Below are 25,821 nucleotides of genomic sequence, written 5' to 3'. Positions count from 1 at the left end.
TTTCCCGGCTCTCCCTTCTTATTGAGATTTTTCGGGGATGCTGGTTTTCTTAAATAAGGAGGCGCAAAACCGACATCCCCAAATCCGATCTAGGTTTAGGCGGGTTTTGCCACCCCTTTTTTAATCGGCGCTTCCACTTGCTTTGTCGAGAAACCGTTTACAGTGTTCGACAATTTTGAACGTACCTCGTCCCAATTTTTCTGGATCGTCGTATTAGTTTCCTTAACACTATCTACGACTTTGATCGTTAAATCACGAAGACGGACCGACGACTCGCTTTTATCGGCAGCGCCTTTCGCAGCTAAATCCTCGAAACCCTTCTTAATTGTCATTTTGGTGTTTTCGATTCTTGCCTGTCCGGCCCTTATAATGCCGATACCGGCATTCACAATACTCATCATTTCCAGGTTCATTGAATTCCTCCGATGTAAAAACTCTGAGTTTATACATTTTGCAGAGGAAAGAGTCAACAAAAATCGAGCGTTCCATTCGGAATTAAAAGTATTTCGAATGTAATAAATCGGTTATATGAGTCGATCTTCCAACGGTAATTGATTTATGAATGAACGATCTATAAATCGTTGGGAATTTGGAGTACCGATAAACGAAAGTGTAGCGTTTTAAGCTACTCTTTCCAATCAAATGGCGGTATTAACCGTCAGTTGATTGATTCTTCCGCTTTTGAGACTGCGCAAAATTCGGTGAAATTGCTTAAATGAAAGACTCCGGTAAAGAACGCCTGCGCGTTTTTTTGGGCAGAAAAGATAATAGAACGATTGGTTTCGGCTCATCCCAGAATCCAAAGCTTAGCCGTTTTTCGCCTAACAATCCGATGATGAACGGATTTTGGCTCGGCTCTCAAACCTTCTCTCTTCAATGATTCGAAACGTTCAAAAATTGAGGCATCAGGCCTCAAAACCGAAAATTGTAAAGCATCACGAAGCCGAATCTTGAAACGACCTATACAATTTTTTGCAAATTTAGGAACCAAATCGAAACTTCTCAAGTTTCGAATTTTCGTCGCCAACTTGTCGGATAGTTTCAGTTTTTATAATGAATCTTTCATTGTTAGCGAAATTTTCTTAGGCGCGATCAACTATAGCCAGTTCGAATACCCTAAAAGTCCCGGTCATCCTTCATTGATAAACGACTTTTATCGGGAGCGCAATTGTATTTGGAATTCCGGCGACGGTCTTTGTTATCGTGGTCAAAGGAAATACCTTAAGCGATGTGCCGACCGTCAACCCCGCCGGGTAATTAGTAATAGAACCCGCGATGTAGTAGGAATAATACTGCGTTATACCCGGATTGCTCACTGCATTTCCATATACATCTGCTTGCTGTGCGGTATACAAACTGCCCCCTGCACGCTCGGCAAATTTTGCATAAGGAGCACCAGTGGCATCAATAAATGCCACTCCTCCTCCGTTAATCTGAGTGAATTTTATGTAAGAATCAGTAATGATTCCATCCCATCCTAAACTATAAAAATAACCGGTTGGCGAGACCATCTGGATACTATACGCATTTGGAAATCCGTACCCAAGAAATTGGTTATTGGCGTCATAAACCTTCGTATCATGCGTGGAAATAGTTGTCCCGCCGCTGCCTCCGTTAGTCGTCACTCCGCCAGATGAACTATTTCCTGGCGCGGAACTTGCCGAATTAGCGCCGACCAAGGCCAGTATCGGAGCAATCGAATCTTTTTTCTGTTCAGAACATGCCAATATACTTAGACATAAGATAGAAATCATAATTATTTTCGAAATGGTCATACTTTGACACAAATTTAATAAAATGATAAATAATAAATAAAATAAATAGCATTTTGAAAAAATTCATTTTCAAACTAAACGAATATAGTAAGATTCATTAATCCTTCGATTTCCATCGTTACGAACAAAAACGGGTCCGGGGGAGCGAGCAGACGATTCTCCGGAGATATGGAGTTAATTCGAATGCAGTTTGTTTGATTGAAAATTTGACTTCACTTCGTTCAGTCACCCTTCGGGAATCTCGCTCCCTAAGGGTCGCTCGATTGGTAGCGGAAGACGCGTGGCGCGGCTGCAACGCGGGGGAGACGTCCCGCAATCTATCCTCCGATTACTTACGGACTTCTTTACGAAGTTCTTCCTTAACCTTATCCCGCGTCGAGCCAGATCGATTTTCCAAGCGGATCATATAATGAATTTGGTATTTAGTAACGACCGGTTTTTCCTCGGAATGCTCCATCGTCCAGCGTGTTACATCGTTCTGAATCACTTTTGCCAAATCGTTAATTCTCGGAACGCGAGTGTTAAAGCGAATCGTTTCGACGGCACCGGTATTTCCATTTAGAATCACTAATATGATTCCATCGTCCGTAAAATTAATTTTGTTGTACTTTAAAAGTTCCTCGCTGATCAAGGCGTCCCCGCCCCGGTCGACTTTACGATGAATGAATTTAGTCCCTCGGATTTGACGAACTTTATACGCGTCTCCCGTGATATACACTCGAAAATACTCGCCTGAATCTTTGGACGGGGCTTGAAAAAAAGTCGGATCGACCGTCGTAACTCGAACTTCCTTTCCTTCCTCATCCAGTATGGATTCGTTCTCTCCTGCAGGATTCGGGACAACCTCGCCCTTCGGTTCTACAGCGATCTGTTTTTGGGAACCCGCGCAATTCAAAATCATCGATATGACCAGAAGCATAACCGTCGCGAGGATCGCGGATATGCCTCGTCTATAAAATTCTCTCATTGAATGTCCTACACTTTCTTTCTATAATAAAATAATGACTGCAATTCCCTGTCATAAGTAACCGAGGAACATCGTGGCCAGTCCGAGAAAGCAGAAAAACCCGAAGATATCGGTAGTTGTCGTGACGAAGATGGAGGAAGCTATTGCTGGATCGATTCCCAACACCCTGAGTAACATGGGGATAGAAGCGCCTAATACTGCGGCAACGATCAGATTCGCAAGCATGGCAAAGAAGATAACAAGGGCAAGAGCCGTTTTCCCCATATAAAAATAAACCGCAAGTCCCGAAATCGCACCGATGGTCAGGCCGTTGATGATTCCGATGATGCATTCCTTACGAAAACCGATTCCCCAGTTACTCGGACTTAAATCGCCCGTCGCAATATTGCGAACCACTACGGTGATCGCTTGGGTTCCCGCATTTCCACCCATTCCCGCAACGATCGGCATTAAAGCGGCAAGAAGAACGAATGATTGAATGGTTTCTTCAAAAAGAGAGACCGTGGACGCAGCCAAAACCGCATTCCCTAAATTGATAATTAGCCAAATTAATCGGCGTCGAATCGAGTCCCAAATGGACGTATTCAGGCGCTCTTCCTCCGAAACCCCGCCCATCCGCAAAATATCCTCGGAAGCTTCGTCCTGGACGATATCCAAAATATCGTCTACGGTGATTCTCCCGATAATTCGATCCAAATCGTCGACGACCGCAGCGGAGACTAAATCGTACTTACGGAAGATCTTAGCCACCTCTTCCTGGTCCGTGTCGTAATGAATGGAAAAAACCTCTTCCTTAACGAGGCGGCCGATTTTTTGGTTCAGAGGAGCGAGAAACAAATCTTTGAGTCTGATGAATCCCTTTAAATGGTTCTCCTCGTCGGTAACGTATAATAAATAGATGTCGTCGGTTTCTTTAGCGATTCGTCTCAATTTTATAATGGCTTTTCGGACAGTGTCCGTTTCGAAGGCCGAAGCAAATTCCGTCGTCATTAAACGACCGGCCGTATATTCCCTAAAATTGAGCTGCTTCCTGATTTGAGAAGAGTCTTCTCTATCGATCGAGTTTAGGATCTCCTCGGCCTTGTCCTTCGGAATTTCGGAGATCAAATTAGTGAACTCGTCCGTCTCTAGGTTTTCAACGATCGGTGAAATCTCATGGACGTGTAATCTTGAAATCAGATCCGCCTGAAGGTCTTCGTCGAATTCGACTAGAATCAGGGATTGCTTCTCGGAATCGCAGAGACGGAATACGTAAAACGCCTCTTCTTCGTCTAATTTTTCCAAAACTTCCGCGATATCTGCCGGGTGATTCGCTTCGATAAAAGCTCGAAGGTATTCCGTATCTTTTATTTCGATTCTTTTAGAGAAGGATTCGAGCCACTCGGCGGATTTAGCATTTGCCTTGATCGAGACGGCTTCCTTTGCAGTACGCTTAACTTCCATTTTAGCTGAACCTCCCCTTTTCCGACAGAATCCGACAAGTTTTTCTCCGTTCAATGACTTTCCGTTTTTCAAGCAAGAGTTTTTCATTTGACTGGCTGCTTGACCGCTTAGAATGGAACATAGGTCCAGTTATATCCATGAAATCATTCTACTCAAGACTAGCAATCGCCGGAATTTTAGGCTTAGCTAACCTTCCGCTCCAAGCCGACGTCGTCTATTTTCCTTGGGAATACAACAAACTCTATAATGAGAAAGTGACTTTAGAACTCGAATTGGATTCTCTAAAGACCCGCTACCGAAACGAATCCGAAAACTCTAAAAAAGAGAAAATCTCCCTGGAAGGACGCATACAAAGTCTTGAGAACCAATTGGCGAGCGAAAAGTCCTTCCGCGAAAAGGACCAGGATCAATACGCGGATCAGATCAAAAATCTCGAGAATCAGATCTCCCTTTTAAAAACAAAAAGCGGCAATAAAGAAAGAGAACTTCTGGATGAGAACGCGAAACAATCCAAAAAATACCAGGATTTGATCGGTGAATTGAAAGCCGCTCTCGAACAGGAAAAACTGGATTGTATTAAAAAAACCGAAGATTTAAAGAAAGATTATGAAACCAGAATCGCCACTCTCGAAGCGAGAATCGCGTCTCTCATGGATGAAATCGGTCGTCTCAAGGATTTTTCCGAAATTCAGAAGAAGGAAAACGAACGATTGTCAAAACAGGCCGACGAATTGGAGGAGAAACTGAAGGGGGAAATTTCCAAAGGCCAAATCCGGGTAAAACGCTTCCAAGGTCGATTAATCATCAACGTGGACGACCAGATCTCCTTCGACTCGGGATCAGCCGATTTAAAAAAACAGATTCTCCCGGCTTTGGATAAAGTTAAGGAGATTTTAGTTAATTATCCGGGAAATATTATAACGGTGGAAGGCCATACCGATAACGTCCCGATACGGACCAAGAAATTTCAGGATAATTGGCAACTCTCCACCGAGAGAGCTCTTTCCGTTCTACGCTTCCTGTTAGAGGCTAAGAATTTGGATCCTAGAAATTTTTCCGCTGCAGGCTATGGGGAACATGCTCCGTTAGTTTCCAACGACACACCCGAGAACAAGGCTATAAATCGTCGCGTCGATATCGTCGTCGTTCCCCGCAAATAAAGTTTGCCGATGGATAAATCCGTAAACTCGAAAGGAACTCGGGATCGTCCTCCTGCTCAGGTCGATCCTTTTTTAAACCAAACGATTCTTCGACCGAGAAGAAAAGGGACGGTAGGCTCATTATTAATGGCCCTACTACTTTCCCTCGGAATCTTTACCTGGGAGATTTGGGGAGCTGCGGAAAGTCATAGCCTTGCATTGCTCGCGGATGCAGGACATGTTATTTCCGATTCCTTTGCCTTGTTGCTGAGTCTCACTGCGGTCTTGATCGCCGACAGAAAACCGAATCAAAGAATGAACTTCGGGTACTTTCGCGTGGAAGTGCTGGCCGCATTTCTAAATTCACTTTTGATATTCGGAATTTCCGCGTACATACTAATCGAAGCTTGGGAAAGAATCAGATCCGGAAATAAGGTGGCGCCCGACTTAATGCTTGCATTCAGTTTAGGCACGATCGTTTTGAACTTAATTTCCGTCTGGGTCTTAAGACGAGTAGCCGACGATAATATCAATTTGAAATCGGCATACCTCCACGTTCTTAGCGATCTGTTGGCGACAGTCGCCGTAGTAATCGGTGCAATTCTGATTCGCTACACTAACTGGAATTGGATCGATCCGTTAATCAGTGTTCTATTGTCTTTCTTGATTCTTAAATCCGCAGGATCTATCCTCAAGGAAAGCCTTTCTATCCTATTGGAAGCATCTCCCAATCCGGAGGAATGGGATCATTTACAAAGGGATATTCTAGATCTCGAGGGAGTCGAAACGATTCTCTCTTCCCATAGCTGGAGTCTCACGAAAGGAATCCATGCCTGTGCTTTCCGCTTACTGATTAAAACAGGATCGGATACGAAAAAAATTTTGACGGAAGCATACTCTCTACTCCGGGAAGAATGGAAATTCGAACAGATATATCTGCAACTGGAAGACTTAAAAACGACGAAACGGTTAGACGGAATTTTGGCGAAAACTCTCCACGAAATGGAACCGGAAGACTGGGGGCATGCCCATCATAATCACGATCATCCTAATGACCACCGTTCCTACTAACGAACTCCGAACTTCCTCCACTCTCTTGTCTGTTTAATTCTATTCTTTAAATAGACCGGACTTCTTGCAGGATGAAAGGAGAAAAATAATTCGAAGTCCGGATATTCCTTCTTTCGATCGAAGAAAGGAAGTGAATCCAGAAGTTTTCCGGATATGTCCAAAACGGTTTCGTAGCCGTACGGGTGATCTTCTTCGATCTTATAGGCCGGATTCCTATCTTTTTTTTCGGACAGCTCCAGACATTTTGAAAACAGTAATCCGCTTAGATCCCAAAGTTGTCCGAGCGTAGAAGACCAGTCTCTACATTCGGGACGACATCCCAAATCGCTTACGATTTTGCGAATCGCTCCGCAAAACAAGACGGCGGCGGAAAGCATTTCGGAAAGATGCACATCCGGTCCGAATTTAGAATAATCGGGGAGAAATAAATGGTGCTTCGGAACGCGAAGATTCGTTGCCTTAATTTTACAATGAGTCGCCTCAGGCGCGAAATCCAAATGGAATTCCTCCAGTTCCAGACCTTCGCTATTTCTCGGAACGTAAAAGACTCCGTACGGAATCTCCTCGCCCTTAGCGACCACGAGAAAACCCTCCGCATCGGCGCCGTTCGTAACGAATCCTTTCGCGAAAGTTAGCTCGAAGGAGCCGTCGGGTAACCGCTTCGCTACCGATTTTAAATTGGAAATCTTTCCCATCCACCCGGGCTCGCTGACTCCTAAACCTAAAATTCCTAAACCCTGGGACAATCGGCTCAAGATCGTTTTTGCCAGCTCTCTCGTTTCTTCCTGAGCTTCCAAACCGGGTTCCACACCCGATAGCAAACGAAGAATTCGTCCGGCAACATTTGTCTGAGCCATAATTCCGACACCCACGCCGATTCCGTGAGGAAGCGAAGGAAGAAGAATTAATTTTTCATGAAATTCCTTAAACCCTCCGCTTGAAAGCGCGGAAAGTAAACCGGCTTTGGAAATTTCAGGTAATGATAGTTTGTATACGGAACGAAATTCGGTTTTCGGAAACGAATATAGCTTCGCGGAGAGTTCTTGCATAGAGGGTTCTGGAAGACTCTATGCCGTACAACCCGAGACGGGTCTACCATATTTATCCCGCTTTTTTACCGCTTGTCCCCATTACCTTCTTCAGATATTGGCCTGTAAAAGATTCCTTAATTTTTACGACGTCGGTAGGAGTTCCTTCGCCGATGACCCGCCCACCCCCGTCTCCTCCTTCCGGACCCATGTCGATAATCCAATCCGCCTGCTTAATCACATCTAGATTGTGTTCGATTACGATCATGGAATTCCCGCGATCGACTAGAGTATGCAATACCGTCATTAGATGACGAACGTCTTCAAAATGCAGGCCGGTAGTAGGTTCGTCCAAAATGTATAATGTTCTTCCGGTGGGGCGTTTGGAAAGTTCCGTTGCAAGTTTGATTCTTTGGGCTTCTCCTCCCGAGAAAGTGGTTGCAGGTTGTCCCAATCTGATATAACCGAGTCCGACTTCTTCCAGAGTCTCCAACTTTCGCTTTAGAGCCGGAATATTTTCGAAGAATTTCACCGAATCTTCCACCGTCATTTCCAGAATCTCGTAGATATTTTTCCCCTTGTATCTTACTTCCAAAGTTTCCTGATTGTACCGTTTTCCTTTGCAAACATCGCAGGTAACGTACACGTCAGGTAAAAAATGCATTTCGATCTTGAGAATTCCGTCACCTTCGCAGGTTTCGCAGCGGCCCCCACTCACGTTAAAACTGAATCTTCCGGGAGAATAACCTCTAACCTTCGAGTCTTCTAATCCGGCAAACATATCTCGCACGACGGTGAATAAACCGGTATAGGTGGCAGGGTTGGAGCGAGGAGTTCGACCGATCGGCGATTGATCGATATTGATAATCTTATCGATTTCTTCCAAGCCCGTAATTTTTTCGTGCTTGCCCGCAATGGTGCGCATTTTCATCACTTTATGAGCTGCCGCGTTATACAATATATCGTTGATAAGAGTGGATTTACCCGAGCCGGAAACTCCGGTTATCAGCACCAATTTTCCCAGCGGAATATCCACATTCACATTCTTTAAATTGTTTTCTTTAGCGCCTACAATTTTGATCTTTTTCCCGTTTCCCGAACGAAGAGAATCGGGAATCGGAATAAACGCTTTTCCGGAAAGATATTTTCCGGTTAGGGAATTTTTATTCTTAGCCACATCTTCCGGAGTTCCGGCACAGACTACGGTTCCGCCATGAACCCCGGCGCCCGGGCCCATATCGATGAGCCAATCCGCCTCTTCCATGGTTTCTTGATCGTGCTCGACGACGAGGACCGTATTTCCAAGGTCCCGCAGATCTTTCAACGTATTGACTAACTTCGTGTTATCTCTCTGATGAAGTCCGATCGAAGGCTCGTCCAGAATGTACAAGACCCCTTGCAGTCTAGATCCTATTTGAGTTGCCAATCGAATTCTCTGAGCTTCTCCCCCGGAAAGCGAACCGGCCGACCGTTCTAGGCTAAGATAGCCGACTCCGACATCATTTAAAAACGTCAATCGTTGCTGGATCTCCTTCAAGATGGGTTTAGCGATGATCTCCTCGCTGCCTTTAGGCTTCATCGATTTCACGAAAGCCAGCGCCTTTTCCACGCTGAACGCGGAGAACTTATCGATGGTTAAATCGTTCACTTCCACCGCTAAGGTGACCGGTTTCAAACGTTTTCCATTGCAGGAAGGACATGCATGATTTGTCATGTATCCTTCCAGAATTTGTCGTCTGGATTCGGACGCTTCTTTATAACGTCTTTTTAAATTCGGAATGACGCCCTCGAATTCTCTGCTGAATTCATAATGGGAATTCTCTTTTCTAAAATCGTAATCTATCTTTAAGTTTTTATCCCCGTACAATACGGTCTTTCTGACTTTCTCCGGCAAATTCTTCCAGGGAGTGTTATAATCGAATTTTAGCGTTTTGGCCATCGAATGTACTGTAGTCAAAAACCAATAGCTATTGCTTTTTGAACCAGCCCATGCCTCGATACAACCTTCCACAAGGGAAAGCTCCGGATCCGAAATTAAGAGGTCCTCGTCGAATTCCAATAAGCTCCCCAAGCCGTCGCAAGTTTCGCAGGCTCCGTACGGGGAATTGAACGAAAATAGTCTGGGAGAAAGTTCGGGAATCGATTCCTCGGGATGGTTCGGACAGGAAAGTTTCTGGGAAAAGACATGATCTTTCTTTCCGTCATCTACGATTAAAGTTCCTTCCGATTGTTTTAATGCCGTTTCCACCGAATCCGCAAGTCTCGATCGTATTCCTTCCTTCATTACGATTCGATCCACGACGATCTCGATGGTTGCTTTAAAACTTTTTTTGAACGTAATCTCTTCATCCAGAGTTCTAATTTCCCCGTTGATCCGAACCCGATTAAAACCGTCTTTTCTAATCTTATCGATGATATCTTTATGTTCGCCCTTTTTTCCCGAGACGACCGGAGACATCAATTGAAGTTTAGTTCCGTCCGGATACGCGAGTATGCGTTGGGTGATTTGATCGATGGACAGAGATTGGATCGGAGTTCCGCAAATCGGACAATGAGGTTTGCCGATCCTCGCGTACAATAAGCGGAGGTAGTCGTAAATTTCAGTTACCGTTCCGACCGTGGATCTTGGATTGCGATGAGTGGTCTTCTGCTCGATCGAGATGGCCGGCGACAAGCCTTCGATTAAGTCCAGATCCGGTTTTTCCATCTGGCCCAGAAATTGTCGCGCATATGCGGATAAGCTTTCTACGTATCGTCTTTGGCCCTCCGCGTAAATCGTATCGAAGGCAAGAGACGATTTACCTGATCCGGATAATCCGGTTACGACGACGAGCTTATCCCTTGGAATATCCAAATTGACGTTTTTTAGGTTATGCTCTCTCGCACCGCGTATCCGAATATGATCCAAATTCGTACCCTCTTACTTTTCAGAGAAAATAGTATTCCTTAGACTGAAAAGCGGTTTTCCTGCGTTAAAAATCCGTTTTCTCTTCTCCCCCGAAAAAATACATTGGTCGGCAAAAGGATTTAAGCATGCTTCGCCAGATCGTTTCGCTGATTTTTCTACCCTTCCGCATTTTATTACAATTCTGGAGAATGCTGATTTATCGCTTTCGCAAAGGAGATCATTTTTTTCTCGAAGTTCCTTCCAACTTTTCCTACGAGAGAAAATCGCTTTTCGTAAGAATGCTGGTGTCCAAGGACGAATCCCCGTTCTTCATCGATTTCCTTTTAGGATTGCGCGCCCTCTCGTTAGTTCCCGGATTAAAGAAAGTTTCGTTTCTTTTTGAAGCTCCCGAATACGGTTTCGGAGAAGCCTGGAATCTGTGTAAATCGATTCAAACTTTGAATGAGAAAGGAATCATGACCGCGGGATTTTCTTTGGGAGGCGGAACAAAATCGTTATTGCTCCTCTCTTTCTGCAAAGAACGATACGCTAGTTCTGCCTCGGAATTTTTTCCGACCCTTCCTTCCGCCGAACCTTACTTCTTCGGAGATACGGCAAAGAAAGCCGGCGTAGGCGTCGAAACGTACGCAAGCGGCGCCTTCAAATCTTTCGGAGAAACGTTTCAACGCTCCTCGTTTTCCCCTCCGGCTAGAAAGAATTTGGAAAACTTATTAAACGACCAGAATGAGTTTCTAAAAAAATCCTTTTTGGAAACTTCCGGACTTCCCTTATCCGTTCTCGAAGAACCCATTATTAGCGCCGAAACTTTACTCAAGGCCGAATTTCTAACCGATTTACTGGAAGAGGACGAATTCCAGGAAAATTATTTGTACGAAGGATATCTGCGGGAAGAGGAAGCGGATAAATCGGGAACTCAAAATTACAGAGGATTTACCGCCAAAGGACTTCGCCTCTATTCTAAGTTGCAGCAATTCAGACTAGTCTCCAAATCTCTTCCGATTTTAGCGATCCTACCGATCCAGGGAAACATATTACCCGATCTAGGCAGGGAGGAGGAATTCCGCTCCAGACAGGTATCGTATCGTTATTATCAAAGCTTATTAAAAGAATTAAAGGATGATCCTAAAGTAGCCGCGGTCGTTTTGGAAATGAACTCTCCCGGAGGCTCTGCACTGGTCTCCGAACTCCTTTATCGTGAAATTCGAAAGCTCGCCGAAAAAAAACCGGTATTTACATACGTGCTGAACGTGGCGGCTTCCGGAGGATACTATCTAGCCTGCGGAACCGAGGAGATTCACGCAACTCCTTATTCTATCGTCGGATCCATCGGAGCGGTTATGCTTCGATTCGACCTGAAGGGATTGTACAATAAACTCGGAATCAAAAAAGAGCGAATCTCATTCTATCCGTACCGAGATATACTTTCCGAGTACGGAAAGTTGGGAGCGAAATCTTCCGCATTCTTGAAAAAGGAAGTTTCCCGTTCCAGAGACTTATTCTATTCCAGAGTCATCGAAGCTCGGAAAACCACGAAGGCCGAATTGGAATCAAAATGGGGAGAAGGACGTATCTTTTTAGGTCGGACATTTTTAAAGGCGGGGTTCTTAGATTCGTGTTCATCCTTTTTAGAGTTGCTCGAGCGGATTAAAGAAAAATTAAATATCGCTAAAATGGATGTGAGATATTTACCGGGAACGTACACTTGGAAGGACTTGATTCAGGAAATGAAGCCGAGTCTTTCTTTTACGGCTCTAGATCATTTTGACTCTTCGTCCAAATCGAAGAATCTATTAAAAAAACAAGAAATTCTTTATTTTTCGGAAACCGCGTCCGAAATCTCTAGGAACTAATTTCGGGAACCTTCCGAAGCCTTTTTAATTCGATTCAATAGAGCCTCTCTCCCGGCTTCGTTTGCCGGGGGAAAACAATACGCCCTGCGAATTCCTCTCTTATCGCAGTCCCGGAAGAAGGAATATAATTCTCTCATATACCCGAAGTTATCGTTCAGCTGAACGGCAAACGCCCATCCGTCGGTATCGATTCCGATACCGATCGCAGCCGAATTCGGTTCTGGCATAGGATTCGATTGGACAAAATAAACTTCGCACTCGGGAGCGTAGTGTTTGTACTTTAATCCAGGACTAATCGGCCGTGCCGAAGTCGAGTCATCCTCCAATGTCAAATTCGGTATGATCAGACTCAGTTCTTCGATGCCGTACAGGCCTGGACGAAGCAGTCTGGGAGGATCAACCGAAAGATCGACGACGGTCGATTCCAAGCCGATCGTTGGTTCCTCACCTTGGAGGATTAAATCCACGAACCCGTCAAACTCAGCGACTGCATCCTCGTATCGGGTGATCGAAGGCCTTCCGGAAAGATTGGCTGAAGGCGCGGAAACCGGTCCACCAAAAGCGGTTAGCATAGCATGACACAATTTGTGGGACGGAACACGAACTGCGATGGTACTTAAACCGGTCGAATAAACGAAATTATCTTTTTTCCGTAGAATAATCGTAATCGGCCCCGGCATAAATTCCTCGATTATTCGAGATCCGTCTCCGGTGATCTCGGCAATCTCGGCAATCAGTTCCGGGTTAGCAAGATGAACGATGAGAGGATTGTCGGCGGGGCGATTTTTAATTTTATAAATTTCGAGGCAGGCGGAAAGATTCCTGGAATCTGCCCCCAGTCCGTAGACTGTTTCGGTGGGAAACAGAACGACCCCGCCCTGGCGTAAAACCTTGGCCGCCAAGGAAGGATCCTCCGTAAAAGTTGTGTATTTACTTTTTGACAAGTTCCTGGGTGTTTTTTGCTTCTTCCTGATCCTGTGCTTCCTCGGGCGGAGATTGTTTAACTTCCGGGTTCTTAGGTTTGGTTTGGACTTTAGGTACCGGAGGAAGTTTATTGGTTACTAATAATTCCAAATAAGTACTGATACCGGGATCGTTATCCGATAAAAGTTGCCAAAAAGAAAATCCTCCAATATCATAGGAACGTAATAGAGTCATTTTCTCTTCGAAGGCTTTACGATTCATGAAGAACGCCACCCTATCGCACCCTTCCGATTTATACCAAATACTCGGATCTTCATACGTTTTTCCTTCGTGAACCCAACTGAATTTCGAGAGATTCGTCCAAGTTCCCGAATTCTTATTAGCAGCCATAACCTGATCGATATTCGTAGGTTGATGAGTGACTCCTAGTTGCTGGCGCTTTAACGCGTCGGACCAGTAAACGGATTTAATTTTGGAGTTACAATTCAAAGCCCAATCATATCCGTATGTCGGAATCGCCATATAAAGTTTTTTAGATGGAACTCTTTCTTTCGCGTACTCGATGATATTTCGAATCCAAACGTTGGGCGCTTGAGGGCCCGGACCCGGATTTCTATATTTACGGGGATGAAGCTCGTAGGCCATGACTTTAATTCGATCTGCATGTTTCGCGAGGAATTCATAGTCGTGAGTCATAGGTCCCCGCCAATTCTCGGCGAAATCCATTTTAATTTTCTCTTTCAGACCCTTACACGCTTTCAGACCGCTTTTTTTAGCGGCAGTTTTCGGATGTACGGCAACGGAGAGAATTTTTCCACGCTTGTGAATTTCATTGGACAGCAAAACGATGAATTCTTCGAATTTTTCCTTCTTCTCACAGGACATTCCTTCATAATCGATATCGATCCCGTCAAAACCGTAGGTATCGACTTCGTACAATATATTCTGAATATGTTTATCACGAATATCGCTTCTACCGTTTAGGCCGATATTCTCGGAAATTTTCTCGTTCTTATTTTCCCAGCGAAAAATCGTAGGTATGATTTTCACTCTCGGATTCAGACTGCGGAGTTCGGCGACTCGAGTATGTTTTTGGGAGGCTCCCCAGAGTGAATATAAATCTCCGTTATTGGCTTCTCTCCCTTTAAACCCGTAAATAAAAGGATGAATTTCATTGTATAAATGAACGGTCTTTTTCATAGCCTCGTAGTCGGAAAACCATGTGGAAGCGCGGAACGAAACATCGTCATCGTTCGCAGGCAACGTCGGTTTCCCGTCCGAATTTTGACTTTCCGAGTTAGAGGTCTCCGTCGGGAAAAAATCCGTCGAATTCCACCATTTGCTCAAGGATTCCCAGGTCCCCGGCCCCACAGGGGACTTCAAACTCGGATTAGCGAGTTGTATTTGCGAACTTTCCGAAGCTAGGACGGATTTGGAGACTTCCGATCCGGACGGTTTGGTTTTTAGCGCCTGCAATCCTAAATAAAAAGAAACGCCCGAAAGACAGAGCCAGGCTACGCTTACAAACGCGGTTTGCCAAACGGGAGTTTTTTTCGGAGGGAAAGGAACAGGACGACTAAGTCCTTCCGGTGTGGGTTCTTCTTCGTAAGATTTCATTTGAGCTCTATGTATATATCGAATCGCGGAGGCAAAAAGTAAAGCACCGACTGCTTTCCAGTGATTCTTTGCAAGTCCAAATGTCAAATCTTTGTCCGACGGAACGCCTTTCTTTGATTGACAGCTAGAAAATTCGGAAAAAATTTCCTTCGATGCAATTCCATCGGCCTTTTAAACTTTATTTTGTACTGAGCGCCCTATTCCTCACCTTTCTTTTACTGGCGGAAGTAACCGGATCAAAGTGGATCCAAGCCCTAGGATATACGATGACTATCGGGGTGATTCCGTTTCCGGTCACATTTATCGTAACCGACCTCTTGAACGAATATTATGGACGGAGGGGGGTTCGTTATCTGACGCTTGTCGGGATGCTGATGATCGTCCTCGCCTATTTTCTTCTTCAAATCGATATGAATATACCGGCAGTCGGGAATTCTCCCGTAGACGACCATTCCTTTCATACCGTTTTTACGAATACCGGACAGGTAATCGCGGGATCTGTGATCGCCTATCTTATCGGACAGCTAATCGACATACAAATCTTTCATTTGATTCGCAAAAGAACTAAAAACCGGTTTATTTGGCTCCGAGCGACCGGCTCTACGATAGTCTCTCAATTATTGGATTCTTATGTCGTTATTTTCGTGGCGTATTGGGGACAATACGAGTTCGGCGTCCTAAACTCAATCTCTTCTACGAACTTCGTGTATAAAATGGCGATCGCAATCGGTATCACTCCGATTATTTATCTTTCTCACGCAATCATAGAGAAGTATCTCGGAGAGGAGGCGCATAAAATGGCGGAGCATGCGTTGAAAGAAGGTCGAGAAGACTCCCAGCCCTTCCCGGGGTGACAGAAGACAGAGGACTGAGGACAGAACATTGATGAGCGGAATTTCCATGTACCAGGGAAAGATTCTTGTATTATAGGTAGATCTTTCCTCTACCTCTATTACTTTTCCAACTTTCAGAGGACTGAAGACAGAACATTGGTGAGCATGGTTTTCACGTACTAGAGAAGGATTCTTGTGTTACAGGGGGTCTTTCGTCTACCTCTGCTGCCTTTCCAACATCTAGTAGCTACTGTCTAGCGTGAGCAAAGCGAGCGCGTCTGTCTTCTGACCTCTGTCCTCTGAAAGCGAACGCATTCGTCCCATGTCTTCTGTCCTCAGTCATCTGTCTTCAGCTACCAACCAGATTCGATTTCCCCAGGGATCCAAAAAAGAGACGTACGCGTGTAGGTCCGCTTCCAGTAAAAAACTCCGTTTACGCAAATTGGACGAAAATTCCGAATACTGAGCCCGAGAAATCTTCCAGATTAAGGTGCCGGTCGAAACCGGACATTCGTCCGTTTCGCGGCTAAATACGACCCTATGATTCTTTGAAAATAGTACTTCTGCGTGCCCTAGCTTTGCCTGAAGGATCTCTCCCTGAAAAAGCTCGGCATATAAGGAAGAGGCCTCCACGCAATCGGTGGCTCGAAGACTGGAAGCATAGAATTGCGGCGAATTCATAGGTACCATTGTCTAATTTACGGGGATTTAAGGCAATCCGCAGTCGAGTAAATAGGTTTACGGATGGCTTTGGAAGAGAATTTTGGAACCAGGAAACGAGAATGGCATGAACCCTAATCTGGATTACGTACGCATCTTTGATACAACTTTAAGAGACGGGGAGCAATGTCCCGGGGCTGCAATGAGCGAAAACGAGAAGATCGAAATCGCACTTCATTTAGCTCATATGAATATAGATGTGATCGAAGCCGGCTTTCCTGTCTCTTCTCCAGTCCAGTTCCAAGCAGTGGAAAGAATCTCCAGGGAAGTAGAAGGTCCGGTCATCGCGGCACTAGCCCGCGCCATGCGCGGAGACATTGAAGCTGCGGCAAAAGCGATTCGACCCGCTAAAAAACAACGGATCCATACATTCATAGCATCCTCTCCCATTCACATGAAATTCAAACTCGGAAAAGATCCTTCCGAAGTTTTAAAGATGGCCGTCGAAGCGGTAAGAATTTGCAAAGATTTTGTGGAGGATATCGAGTTTTCCCCCGAGGATGCCACCCGCTCCGAACATGAATTCTTACGGGAACTCTGTGAAGCGGTGATCGAGGCCGGTGCGACCACGATTAATATTCCCGATACGGTCGGCTATACGACTCCATATGAATACGGAGAACTATTCCAATTTCTGATTCAGAAAGTAAGGGGATCGGAAAAGGCAATTTTTTCCGCCCATTGTCATAACGATTTAGGATTGGCGACTGCAAATAGTCTTTCTGCAATTCGAAACGGGGCCCGGCAGGTAGAATGCACCGTAAACGGAATCGGGGAACGGGCCGGAAACACCGCTATGGAAGAAGTGATCATGTCCCTTCGCACCCGTAAGGATACATTCGGAGTCCAGACTCGGATTCATACCGAAGAAATTGCAAAAGCTTCCTACTTGGTAAAGACCATAACCGGTATGGTCGTACAACCGAATAAAGCGGTTGTCGGCGCGAATGCGTTTGCGCACGAATCCGGAATTCACCAAGACGGGGTTTTAAAAAATCGCGAGACCTACGAAATCATGACTCCCGAATCGGTAGGAATCCATTCAAACAGGATGGTTCTAGGTCGGCATAGCGGTCGGGCCGGCTTTAAAGATAGAATTATTCGTTTAGGTTTTGATCCCCAGGCCGACGAATTGGAAGCGGCTTATCTTCGGTTCTTGGAAATCGCCGATCGTAAGAAGGAAGTTTTCGACGAAGATATTCGCGCGCTCTTCGCGGATGAATCCAGAAAATCGTCCGAGGACAGATACGTATTAGAAAGTTTTCATGTAACGACCGGAACCAAAAGCACGCCTACTGCAAGTATACGTCTTTCCATTCGAGGGAATAGCAAGGAGGAATCTGCGACCGGCGACGGTCCTGTGGATTGTATATTTAAGGCCATTCAGAAAGCAACGGTATCCGACGCGCAGCTCTCCCGTTTAGTGATCTCTCCGGTAACCGAAGGACAGGACGCATTGGCGGAAGCATCGGTAACTTTAGAAAGGCATGGGGAGCGCGTAGTCGGTAAAGGAAGTTCGACGGATATCATCGAAGCCTGCTCTCAAGCCTATATTTCCGCTTTAAATCGATTTTCAATAAGCTAAGATTCCTTCAAATCGCAGCAATTCCTAACGAATGACGTTCGGTGAGTTTTTTCGAGAAAGAAAAACCGTTGCGGAATTTCTGCACAATTAAATATTCCATAAGTAGAACACTCGTTCTGTTTTTGAATGAGTAAGGAGAACTCCCCTATGTCTTCTTTAGACACCTCCTCCATTTTTCGTCCGATATCATTGGGATCGGAAACGATTCCGAATCGAATCATAATGGGCTCAATGCACTTAGGATTGGAAGGCCTACCTCAAACCGCGGACCGAATGACCGCTTTTTACGGCAAACGTTTCGAAGGCGGGGTCGGATTAATCACTACGGGTGGAATCGCGGTAAATGCGGAAGCAAAAGGTTCGAATATCTTTTTCGATTTTCAAAAAGAGGAAGATTGCAAAGAACTAGAACGGGTCGCCTTGGCGCTTAAACCGCAGGGAATTTTTTGCGCCCAACTCTTTCATGCCGGTAGATATTCCTATCATAGAGAGCTTGTAGCGCCTTCTCCCTTAAGAGCACCGATTAATCGATTTATCCCCAAGGAATTGTCGACCGAAGATGCTTGGAGAACGATTCGAGATTTTGGCTCTTCCGCTCTTCGGGCAAAACAAGTGGGATTCCGAGCAGTGGAAATCATGGCGTCGGAGGGATATCTAGTAAACCAGTTCTTTTCGGAGGTAACGAACAAGAGAACCGACGAGTTCGGCGGGTCTCCCGAAAACAGAAGAAGATTTGCCATAGAAGTAATGAAGGAAGTTCGAAAGCAGGTCGGAACCGGGTATCCGGTCATCGTTCGTATGTCCGGCATCGATCTCATTCCAGGAAATCCTACGTTTGAAGAAGTCGTCGCCTTAGGAAACGAACTCAAAGCGGCAGGTGCGGACGCTTTGAATATCGGAATCGGTTGGCACGAATCCAGAATTCCTACGATTTCTCAATTAGTTCCGAGAGGAGCTTGGGCTAAGATTGCGGGAAAAGTAAAAGCATCCGTTCCGGGAATTCCGATCATCGCCTCCAATAGAATCAATATGCCTGAGACCATCGTCCAGGTTCTCTCGGCAAACGAAGCCGATATCGTGAGCATGGCACGTCCCTTTCTTGCGGATGCGGATATCGTAAATAAAATCAAGGCGAATGAAACCGAGAGAGTAAATACCTGTGTCGCGTGTAACCAAGCTTGCTTAGACCACACATTTAAGGAAGAAATGGTGTCTTGTTTAGTAAATCCATCCGCCAACCGAGAGATGGAATGGAAAAAATTACCGCAGGCTAAAAAACAGAAAGTCGTCGTTATCGGTTCCGGTCCGGGAGGAATGGAATCGGCTAGAGTGGCCGCACTAAGGGGTCACGAAGTCATTTTACTGGAAGCCTCTGATAAGCTGGGAGGACAACTAAACCTCGCGGCTTCGATTCCGGGAAAATTCGAATTCTTTGAAACTGTTCGCTATTTTAAAAACGAACTACCGAAGCTCGGAGTGGATATTCGACTGAATACTCGAGCCGACCTATCTCTCCTAGAGTCTCTTAAACCGGATGCGGTTATCTTTGCGACGGGTGTTTTGCCTCGGGATCTGAAACTCCCCGGTTTAGAAAAGAAACCGCATGCCAGTTATGTGGAATTCCTAAACGGAACCTTTAAACCGGGAAAATCCGTGGCGATCATCGGAGGAGGAGGAATCGGTGTCGACGTCGCTCATAGATTGACCGAGGAAAAAGATCCGGATATCCTTTCTTATTTTCATCGCTATAATGTAGGATCATATACGCAAGCCCATATTCTGCCGGAAAAATCCGACCGCAAAGTATCCATCCTAAGACGAAACGGAAAAGTCGGAGCCGGGCTCGGACAAACTACTTCTTGGGCCTTATTACAGGAGCTTCAATCCAAAGGAGTGGAATTTCTTTCATCCCTCACCTATAAAGAGGTGAATGAAAAAGGCTTGGTGATCGAAAGCAAGAAGGAAGGCGAGAAGACGTTGGAATGCGATACGATCATTCTCTGTGCGGGTCAGGTCAGTGATGCCTCCCTTTACGAATCGTTCCGCAAAGACAGGCCGTCCATTCCTAGTTACCTAATCGGCGGAGCAAAAGACGCCTCCGGAATCGACGCAAAACGCGCAATGCTCGAAGGCTATCTGGCAGCGACTCGGATCGGCGTAGAGCAAAACTAAACGATGGATCGAAACCATTTCTAACGAGCGATGCAATGCGGATCGTGTTGCATTTATTTGGAAATGGTTTCGTGTTTCCTAAATCGAATCGAATGGTCTTTTTTTTCCGTACCCATCCATTCGATTTTACTTAAATTGAGAGCGGTGCAGCTCGCTATTTTCCTGAATAAAAACCGAATTCCTTTACGCCGCGATCTCTGTATAAGAAGAACAGGTTATAAAATTCCTTCCTTCAATAAGCTCCCTGTATTTTCAAATCGCAACCCAAAAAGATTCGCTAGTGTCTATTGAATTTGTTTTGAAAATCCGGAAGGTCGAATCTTAGACGACAAAAGAAGAAAGGAACTAACAATGAATTTCCAAGTCGTCTCCCTCTAGATTCACTTTCTTTTAACATTTTATGGCCTCTGGATGGCAATCTTCAGTCTTTACCGTTGACTTTTTCTGCGGTTATTGCTAAATGGAAACCGGTTTTTGTTCCATACAAATACTCGATTTTAGGCTTCCGTCTAGAATAGAAATTAATGGGTCCGGTAAAATGAAGGTTTATTCAGCCGAAAGAGTTCCTAACTCGATAGATTATAACCTCTATGTAACGGAGGGTAATTCCAAGGTTCGACTAATATTGCAAGAACCGAATATTTCGGGGTTACAGGAACTTCCGGCTCAAGACAGAGTTCTGCGCTATCTTTCCTACACGATTCTATTGAACTACACGGGAGACCCGGTTTTCTCCGCTCGTTGTACAAATCGTTTCCTGAGTTTTCTAAACGACATCATTCACCGCGATTCCTGGTTCTTTTTGGCCAATCGAGTCGAACAATTCATCAAGGATTTTGAAAACTTTGGAGTGGAAATTTCGTACGACTTTTGATAACGGACGAAAAATCTGATTGTCCATCAACCGTCTAGGAATAAACTACCCCATTAGACGGTACCGGAACCTTTCCTTCCTATCCCGATCCTGGGGAATAACCCGAAAATGGAGCCTGATCTCATGAATCCTAGAGTCGTTACTTTTCACTATACTTTAAAGGATAATCAGGGAAACCTAATTGATTCTTCGGAAGGAAGTCACCCACTCTCTTATCTAGAAGGTGTCGGGCAAATTATAGCGGGCTTAGAGGAAGAGATCAAACAACTAAAAACAGGCGATAAGAAGGTCATATCGGTCGACGCGGATCGAGGTTACGGCAAAAAGAACCCGGAATTAGTTTTCGATGTTCCGAAAAGTCAATTTCCCCAGGACGAAGAACTCACGGTCGGAATGATGTTTCAAACCGACGAGCCCGATACGGTGTATACCATTACGGAAATTAAAGGCGAAAGTATCATAGTCGATGGAAACCATCCTTTAGCGGGAGTCGATCTAGTTTTCGATGTTCAGATCGTAAATACCCGGGAAGCGACTGACGAGGAGATCACTCACGGGCACGTTCATGGCGAGGGGGGACACCACCACCATTGATTCGTCGATGACCGTTCTCGAGAATCTAAACGAAAAGCAAAAGGAAGCGGTAGAGACCACGGAAGGCCCCGTGCTTCTGATAGCCGGGGCAGGTACCGGAAAAACCAATACCCTGGTTCATCGCTTAGCCAAATTAGTGTCCAACGGCGTTTCCGCCGAAAATATTCTACTTCTTACTTTTACCAAAAAAGCTGCCCGTGAAATGTTGACTCGGGCCGTTTCCGTTTTAGACAAGCGTTGCTCCAAAGTTAATGGCGGAACATTTCATTCATTCGCGGGCCATATTCTCAGAAAATACGCTCCCGCTTTAGGTATCTCTTCCCAATTTTCCGTACTCGACGAGTCCGATTCCATAGATGTCTTTCAACTGATTCGGACGGAAGGAAATTATGCAGCCCAAAAGCTTCGATTCCCTTCCAACGAAACGTTATTATCCCTTTACTCGACTTCCGTCAATACCGGGAAAGATCTTTCCGAGCTTCTAAAGACGGAAAGTCCCAAATTCCTGGATCAGGAAACTTCTATTCGTAAAATTTTTTCCGATTACAAATCTTACAAACGAGAGCGCTCGTTATTGGACTATGACGATTTACTGTTATTTTCCCGCGAATTGCTGACGGACCACGATGGAATCAGGAAGAAGCTGTCCGAACAATACAAATATGTAATGGTGGACGAATTTCAGGACACGAATAAGTTGCAGGCCCATATCGCCTGTCTACTGGCTTCGGAGCACGAAAATATTTTTGTGGTCGGTGATGACGCTCAGAGCATTTACTCCTTTAGAGGAGCGAATGTTAAAGGAATCTTCGATTTTCCCAAGATTTTTCCGAACGCAAAAACGATTTTTCTGGAAAGAAATTACCGGAGCACACCTTCGATTCTAAATCTAGCGAACGGAGTACTATTGAATTTCTCCGAAAAATACGAGAAATATCTGTACACCAAAAACGAGGATTTTCATAAACCTAGGTTGCTCGGATTTCCGGACGAGTTGGACGAGGCCGAAGGAGTTGCGGACAGGATTTTGGAAAGAAGAGAGGAAGGAATCGCACTCGGCAATATGGCGGTATTATTTCGATCCGGCTGGAATTCCAATCAGCTGGAGTTGGTTTTAAACGCCAGAAATATACCCTATCAGAAATTCGGCGGAAAGAAATTTGTAGAGAGCGCGCATGCGAAGGACTTTCTTTCTCTTCTCAGAATTCGGGAAAATCGATTGGATTCCGTTTCCTGGCTTCGGATATTATTGCTTCTTCCCGGAATCGGCGCGGCAAAAGCGAAACTTATTCTCAACGAACTGACTAGATCCGGTGGTGACTTGCAAGCGGTCCGTCTATTGCAAAAAGGTACGGCCGCTGCCGATTTACAACTATTAAGCGATCTACTCGACCGTTCCGATTCCAGTCTTACATTGACGTTGGAGAATTTTTTAGAATTTTATAAACCGCTTCTGGAAAGAAAATATGACGATCCCAAGCGTAGAATGGAAGATCTAAATTCCTTTCTCACTCTTTCCAAAAGATATGAAACTCTCCATGAGTTTTTGGTGGAAATGAGTTTGGAAGGGCCGAATCGGAGTCTAGATAAACTCGTTCCCGAGGAAGAGGAGGAAGACGTCCTTGTTTTATCGACCATCCATTCCTCCAAAGGTTTGGAATTCGATACGGTTATTCTTTTGAATGTGACCGAAGGATCCTTCCCGTCGGGCAGAGGGGAAAAGAATATCGAGGAAGAGCGCAGACTATTTTACGTAGGGATAACTCGGGCGAGGAGATCTTTGACGCTTACCTACCCCCAAACTTCCTCTTCTCGTGGCGGTCATAACTTCAATCGTCTATCTCGTTTTATCGAAGAATTGAAAGAATCCGATAAAATTTTAGAAAGAAATTTCTTTCCTAAAGCTCATACTGCGGCAACGAAGTCCCTCTCAGAAATTCCTTCCGAAGATCTTAAAACGGAAACGGAAGCCCGAAAAAGAATTCGAGATTTTTTCGGATCTTAGAATGATTCTTCCCGAAGATTGGGAATCGCTGCTTTTCGAGACCTGGACTATCATCTCACAAAGCTCCAGGCGACCGAATCCGCCCTTAAAACGGATAGAACTTAAATTTTACCCTTACAGAAACGGTACTAGCTCACTTCAATTTAAGAACGGAATTTTGACATGTAAGTTACACGACTCGTTTAAAAACGTCGATTTAGTCACGGCGGAAAGTTTGGCAAAGTTATTAATTTCCCGCTTGTTAAGACAGACTGTGGAAGCCGGCTGGAAAACCGTCGTTCAAGAACACTTAAACAAAATTCCCAGACTGGCCGCTCCCGTAAAAACATATCCTGCAAAAGGAAACCATTACGATCTAAACCGAGTTTTTGCGTATATTACGAAGAAATTTTTTCCCGCCCAAAATCTAAGCGATGTTCGGATCGAATGGTCTCCTCGAAAAGGAGAACGACGGATCGGAACATACGACAAGGAAACTCTTACAATAAGGATCAGTCCGACTCTCGATCATCCCGATATCCCCGAATTCGTTTTGGAACACGTAGTTCATCACGAAATTCTACATCACCTATTTCCGGTCCAGCGAAATAAAAACCGAAATATTATTCATGGATGGGAATTTAAGAGAAAAGAGCGGGAATATGATCGTTACGAAGAGGCTGCGCATTGGCTTAAGACGAGTTATCATTCCTTTCTTGCTAAGAACGGAAGAGGTTCGAGTCCTAAGAAAGGAAAACCGCAGCGAAAAAGATTCTTATTTTCGTTTCGGTAGGCAATGAATTTTGGCGGGAATCCGATTTGCATTAGTATAGATTTTTCTCAGAAACTATAACGGAATTTGTTAAGAGAAATTGAGTCCGATTCTCTTTCAGTCTACCGGTTCTATAGTTTCGAAGCAGTTGTATCAATTCAGTCGAGACATTCCCGTATTTTATGCGTTCGTTCTTAACCTTTCTTTTTTACTTTCCTTGACGTTATAGATCGTTACGACGAACACTTAGGTTAGAATGAAAGCGAAGTATCTAACTCTGCTAACTCTATTGTTCTTCGGTTTTCCGATCGCAGGCCAATCCTTCTCTTCCACCGGAACGGATGCCGGCTTTTTCGATTCCTACCGACTAACAGGAGGAAACCCGTTGGTTCCGAATTACCAATACTATTCTCCTGATATTCGAAGCGAAGTTCCATTAACCCAGGGTGAAACGGAAACCACGATCGCCGATCGAAAAAAGGAAAGAGATCGTTTAGAACTTCGTAGAAGTTTTTTAAACTGGCACCAAGGATTAGGACTGCTTACTTGGGGATTTTGGCTCGCTACAAACCTTGCTGGCGAAAAAGCCTTGTCGCACCTGCATAGGGAATACCAGCCCTTGGCGGATTTCGTTCTTCTATCGAATCCCCAACAAAATCTAGCGGCTTACAATCTGATTCTAAATGCTTCTCCCTGGACGGGAGATCCGGGAGGCAATACGCATAAATCGTTGGCCGGAACCACTTTTACCTTATATGCACTGACTGCCGGACTGGCTTTTTTAGCGCCTAGCAATACGCTGGCAAGAGAGCCCGGCTTAACCACCATCTTCACGCATAAGGCGATGATTTGGATCCACCTTCCGGCGATGCTGGCTTTGCCTTTCCTTGGCCAAGAAATACCGAAAGGAGGTCCGGGGGCAGCGCATACAATGGAAGTGGTCGGTTGGACCGGGTTCGCCGCATTTACCGTATCCATTGCAACTTTTTATTTTTAAGGATTAGACTCATGAAACGTATTTTCGGCATCGCATCGATTTTCCTTGTATTCGGTCTTATCTTCCCGATAAGCTTAAGATCAGAAGATTTAAAAATCTCTCAAAAGACTTTGAAGTTCACCGTCATCCATCCGTTTAAGACCGTCAATGGGGTTTGCGGTGAAGTGAATATCACTCCGACGACTTATTCAACCGGCGCGAACGGCATACAACTTCCTAAAGCCGTAAAGATAGAGGCTCCTCTGAAGGAATTCAGATCCGGCGACGAAAACCGCGACTCCCATATTCTCGAGAGCCTCGGGTTTCCCGAAATTCAGAGCGTTTCATTTTCCTCCACTTCCATCGATGTAACTGAGGGAGGCTGGTTTGTAAGCGGAAATTTAACCGTAAATGGCGTAACAAAACCCGTAAAAACCAGGGCCAATATTTCTTCCAGCAATGGTCAGATCGAAGTTTCCGGGAAATTTCAGATCAAAATGGGAGAGTATCGGATTAGTCCACCTAGTCTGCTGTTCGCAAAAGCGAAAGAGGAAGTCGAAATCGAATTTTCCTTTCTATTAAGATAAAA

Annotated in this window: 21 protein-coding genes; 12 read left to right on the top strand and 9 right to left on the bottom strand. The window is 45.0% G+C overall.

All coding sequences use genetic code 11. The annotated features are described in order from the left end of the window. Window positions 1-95: 95 nt before the first annotated feature. The 4 genes from LEP1GSC047_RS09195 to mgtE all read right to left on the bottom strand — a co-directional run bounded on the left by LEP1GSC047_RS09195 (window position 96) and on the right by mgtE (window position 4,185). Window positions 96-413, bottom strand: a complete 318-nt coding sequence (locus tag LEP1GSC047_RS09195) for a phasin-related domain-containing protein (protein WP_010419611.1) — start codon at window positions 411-413, stop codon at window positions 96-98. Window positions 414-1,136: 723 nt separating this feature from the next. Then, entirely contained in the window at window positions 1,137-1,754 is a 618-nt protein-coding gene (locus tag LEP1GSC047_RS09185) for a hypothetical protein (protein WP_010419617.1), read from the bottom strand. A 349-nt stretch (window positions 1,755-2,103) separates the two neighbouring features. After that, entirely contained in the window at window positions 2,104-2,742 is a 639-nt protein-coding gene (locus LEP1GSC047_RS09180) for an LA_2219 family laminin/E-cadherin/plasminogen-binding protein (protein ID WP_010419622.1), read from the bottom strand. A 51-nt stretch (window positions 2,743-2,793) separates the two neighbouring features. After that, window positions 2,794-4,185, bottom strand: coding sequence for a magnesium transporter (gene mgtE, locus LEP1GSC047_RS09175; protein ID WP_039934558.1), 1,392 nt, complete (start codon window positions 4,183-4,185; stop codon window positions 2,794-2,796). A 137-nt stretch (window positions 4,186-4,322) separates the two neighbouring features. Between mgtE and LEP1GSC047_RS09170 the strand changes: the two genes are divergently transcribed. Further along, window positions 4,323-5,345 (top strand): OmpA family protein, encoded by a 1,023-nt coding sequence (locus tag LEP1GSC047_RS09170; protein ID WP_010419627.1) that lies wholly within the window; start codon window positions 4,323-4,325, stop codon window positions 5,343-5,345. A 9-nt stretch (window positions 5,346-5,354) separates the two neighbouring features. Then, the gene (locus LEP1GSC047_RS09165) at window positions 5,355-6,395 is read left to right on the top strand and encodes a cation diffusion facilitator family transporter (protein ID WP_020988543.1); all 1,041 of its coding nucleotides are present in this window, start codon (window positions 5,355-5,357) and stop codon (window positions 6,393-6,395) included. Here LEP1GSC047_RS09165 and LEP1GSC047_RS09160 read toward each other — a convergent pair. Both LEP1GSC047_RS09160 and uvrA read right to left on the bottom strand, forming a co-directional pair. Next, entirely contained in the window at window positions 6,392-7,444 is a 1,053-nt protein-coding gene (locus tag LEP1GSC047_RS09160) for an acyl-CoA dehydrogenase family protein (RefSeq protein WP_010419632.1), read from the bottom strand. The two genes, LEP1GSC047_RS09165 and LEP1GSC047_RS09160, sit on opposite strands and share 4 nt — an antisense overlap. Before the next feature lie 52 nt (window positions 7,445-7,496). After that, window positions 7,497-10,331, bottom strand: coding sequence for an excinuclease ABC subunit UvrA (gene uvrA, locus LEP1GSC047_RS09155; protein WP_010419635.1), 2,835 nt, complete (start codon window positions 10,329-10,331; stop codon window positions 7,497-7,499). A 125-nt stretch (window positions 10,332-10,456) separates the two neighbouring features. On the opposite strand from uvrA, the gene LEP1GSC047_RS09150 reads away from it, so the two are divergent. After that, window positions 10,457-12,181: a S49 family peptidase gene (locus LEP1GSC047_RS09150; protein ID WP_010419637.1), complete on the top strand. Its 1,725-nt coding sequence runs from the start codon at window positions 10,457-10,459 to the stop codon at window positions 12,179-12,181. Here the strand turns inward: LEP1GSC047_RS09150 and LEP1GSC047_RS09145 are convergent. Both LEP1GSC047_RS09145 and LEP1GSC047_RS09140 read right to left on the bottom strand, forming a co-directional pair. Then, window positions 12,178-13,125, bottom strand: a complete 948-nt coding sequence (locus tag LEP1GSC047_RS09145) for an L-threonylcarbamoyladenylate synthase (RefSeq protein WP_010419640.1) — start codon at window positions 13,123-13,125, stop codon at window positions 12,178-12,180. The genes LEP1GSC047_RS09150 and LEP1GSC047_RS09145 overlap by 4 nt on opposite strands. Further along, window positions 13,112-14,722, bottom strand: a complete 1,611-nt coding sequence (locus LEP1GSC047_RS09140; RefSeq protein ID WP_039934557.1) for a glycosyl hydrolase family 18 protein — start codon at window positions 14,720-14,722, stop codon at window positions 13,112-13,114. Before LEP1GSC047_RS09140 ends, LEP1GSC047_RS09145 begins: the two co-directional genes overlap by 14 nt. Window positions 14,723-14,874: 152 nt before the next feature. Here LEP1GSC047_RS09140 and LEP1GSC047_RS09135 point away from each other — a divergent pair, with 152 nt between their 5' ends. After that, on the top strand, window positions 14,875-15,576 hold the full coding sequence (locus tag LEP1GSC047_RS09135; protein ID WP_010419644.1) for a queuosine precursor transporter: 702 nt from the start codon (window positions 14,875-14,877) through the stop codon (window positions 15,574-15,576). 318 nt (window positions 15,577-15,894) lie between these two features. Here LEP1GSC047_RS09135 and LEP1GSC047_RS09130 read toward each other — a convergent pair whose 3' ends face one another. Then, window positions 15,895-16,236, bottom strand: coding sequence for a hypothetical protein (locus tag LEP1GSC047_RS09130; protein ID WP_010419647.1), 342 nt, complete (start codon window positions 16,234-16,236; stop codon window positions 15,895-15,897). Between the two features lie 106 nt (window positions 16,237-16,342). Between LEP1GSC047_RS09130 and LEP1GSC047_RS09125 the strand changes: the two genes are divergently transcribed. The 8 genes from LEP1GSC047_RS09125 (at window position 16,343) to LEP1GSC047_RS09085 (ending at window position 25,819) form a co-directional block, all read left to right on the top strand. Then, a complete protein-coding gene (locus LEP1GSC047_RS09125) occupies window positions 16,343-17,860 on the top strand; it encodes a 2-isopropylmalate synthase (RefSeq protein WP_010419650.1) in 1,518 nt (505 codons plus the stop codon). Window positions 17,861-18,007: 147 nt separating this feature from the next. Then, window positions 18,008-20,032, top strand: coding sequence for an oxidoreductase (locus LEP1GSC047_RS09120; protein WP_010419652.1), 2,025 nt, complete (start codon window positions 18,008-18,010; stop codon window positions 20,030-20,032). 460 nt (window positions 20,033-20,492) lie between these two features. Further along, window positions 20,493-20,906: an LIC14007 family protein gene (locus LEP1GSC047_RS09110; RefSeq protein ID WP_010419659.1), complete on the top strand. Its 414-nt coding sequence runs from the start codon at window positions 20,493-20,495 to the stop codon at window positions 20,904-20,906. A gap of 123 nt (window positions 20,907-21,029) precedes the next feature. Beyond that, window positions 21,030-21,500, top strand: coding sequence for an FKBP-type peptidyl-prolyl cis-trans isomerase (locus LEP1GSC047_RS09105; RefSeq protein ID WP_010419665.1), 471 nt, complete (start codon window positions 21,030-21,032; stop codon window positions 21,498-21,500). Between the two features lie 7 nt (window positions 21,501-21,507). Further along, on the top strand, window positions 21,508-23,505 hold the full coding sequence (locus LEP1GSC047_RS09100) for an ATP-dependent helicase (RefSeq protein ID WP_010419667.1): 1,998 nt from the start codon (window positions 21,508-21,510) through the stop codon (window positions 23,503-23,505). A gap of 1 nt (window position 23,506) precedes the next feature. Next, window positions 23,507-24,277 carry a SprT-like domain-containing protein gene (locus LEP1GSC047_RS09095; RefSeq protein ID WP_010419670.1) on the top strand — a complete coding sequence of 257 codons (771 nt, stop codon included), beginning with the start codon at window positions 23,507-23,509 and terminating at the stop codon, window positions 24,275-24,277. 235 nt (window positions 24,278-24,512) lie between these two features. After that, window positions 24,513-25,253 carry a hypothetical protein gene (locus LEP1GSC047_RS09090; protein WP_010419672.1) on the top strand — a complete coding sequence of 247 codons (741 nt, stop codon included), beginning with the start codon at window positions 24,513-24,515 and terminating at the stop codon, window positions 25,251-25,253. A gap of 11 nt (window positions 25,254-25,264) precedes the next feature. Next, window positions 25,265-25,819 carry a YceI family protein gene (locus tag LEP1GSC047_RS09085; RefSeq protein WP_010419673.1) on the top strand — a complete coding sequence of 185 codons (555 nt, stop codon included), beginning with the start codon at window positions 25,265-25,267 and terminating at the stop codon, window positions 25,817-25,819. The last annotated feature ends 2 nt before the right edge of the window (window positions 25,820-25,821 follow it).

It is taken from the genome of Leptospira inadai serovar Lyme str. 10 (genome assembly GCF_000243675.2).
Taxonomy (GTDB): domain Bacteria; phylum Spirochaetota; class Leptospiria; order Leptospirales; family Leptospiraceae; genus Leptospira_B; species Leptospira_B inadai.
The sequence above is the reverse complement of the archived record's forward strand: the minus strand, read 5'-3'. Positions and strand labels throughout refer to the sequence as shown.

Coding starts and splice junctions, on each gene's coding strand:
- LEP1GSC047_RS09110 (WP_010419659.1), top strand. CDS start 20,493: ATGGAAACCGGTTTTTGTTCCATACAAATACTCGATTTTAGGCTTCCG.
- LEP1GSC047_RS09150 (WP_010419637.1), top strand. CDS start 10,457: ATGCTTCGCCAGATCGTTTCGCTGATTTTTCTACCCTTCCGCATTTTA.
- LEP1GSC047_RS09185 (WP_010419617.1), bottom strand. CDS start 1,754: ATGATTTCTATCTTATGTCTAAGTATATTGGCATGTTCTGAACAGAAA.
- LEP1GSC047_RS09100 (WP_010419667.1), top strand. CDS start 21,508: ATGACCGTTCTCGAGAATCTAAACGAAAAGCAAAAGGAAGCGGTAGAG.
- LEP1GSC047_RS09135 (WP_010419644.1), top strand. CDS start 14,875: ATGCAATTCCATCGGCCTTTTAAACTTTATTTTGTACTGAGCGCCCTA.
- LEP1GSC047_RS09165 (WP_020988543.1), top strand. CDS start 5,355: ATGGATAAATCCGTAAACTCGAAAGGAACTCGGGATCGTCCTCCTGCT.
- LEP1GSC047_RS09130 (WP_010419647.1), bottom strand. CDS start 16,236: ATGAATTCGCCGCAATTCTATGCTTCCAGTCTTCGAGCCACCGATTGC.
- LEP1GSC047_RS09160 (WP_010419632.1), bottom strand. CDS start 7,444: ATGCAAGAACTCTCCGCGAAGCTATATTCGTTTCCGAAAACCGAATTT.
- LEP1GSC047_RS09105 (WP_010419665.1), top strand. CDS start 21,030: ATGAATCCTAGAGTCGTTACTTTTCACTATACTTTAAAGGATAATCAG.
- LEP1GSC047_RS09170 (WP_010419627.1), top strand. CDS start 4,323: ATGAAATCATTCTACTCAAGACTAGCAATCGCCGGAATTTTAGGCTTA.
- LEP1GSC047_RS09085 (WP_010419673.1), top strand. CDS start 25,265: ATGAAACGTATTTTCGGCATCGCATCGATTTTCCTTGTATTCGGTCTT.
- mgtE (WP_039934558.1), bottom strand. CDS start 4,185: ATGGAAGTTAAGCGTACTGCAAAGGAAGCCGTCTCGATCAAGGCAAAT.
- LEP1GSC047_RS09180 (WP_010419622.1), bottom strand. CDS start 2,742: ATGAGAGAATTTTATAGACGAGGCATATCCGCGATCCTCGCGACGGTT.
- LEP1GSC047_RS09090 (WP_010419672.1), top strand. CDS start 24,513: ATGAAAGCGAAGTATCTAACTCTGCTAACTCTATTGTTCTTCGGTTTT.
- LEP1GSC047_RS09120 (WP_010419652.1), top strand. CDS start 18,008: ATGTCTTCTTTAGACACCTCCTCCATTTTTCGTCCGATATCATTGGGA.
- LEP1GSC047_RS09140 (WP_039934557.1), bottom strand. CDS start 14,722: ATGAAATCTTACGAAGAAGAACCCACACCGGAAGGACTTAGTCGTCCT.
- LEP1GSC047_RS09195 (WP_010419611.1), bottom strand. CDS start 413: ATGAACCTGGAAATGATGAGTATTGTGAATGCCGGTATCGGCATTATA.
- LEP1GSC047_RS09125 (WP_010419650.1), top strand. CDS start 16,343: ATGAACCCTAATCTGGATTACGTACGCATCTTTGATACAACTTTAAGA.
- LEP1GSC047_RS09095 (WP_010419670.1), top strand. CDS start 23,507: ATGATTCTTCCCGAAGATTGGGAATCGCTGCTTTTCGAGACCTGGACT.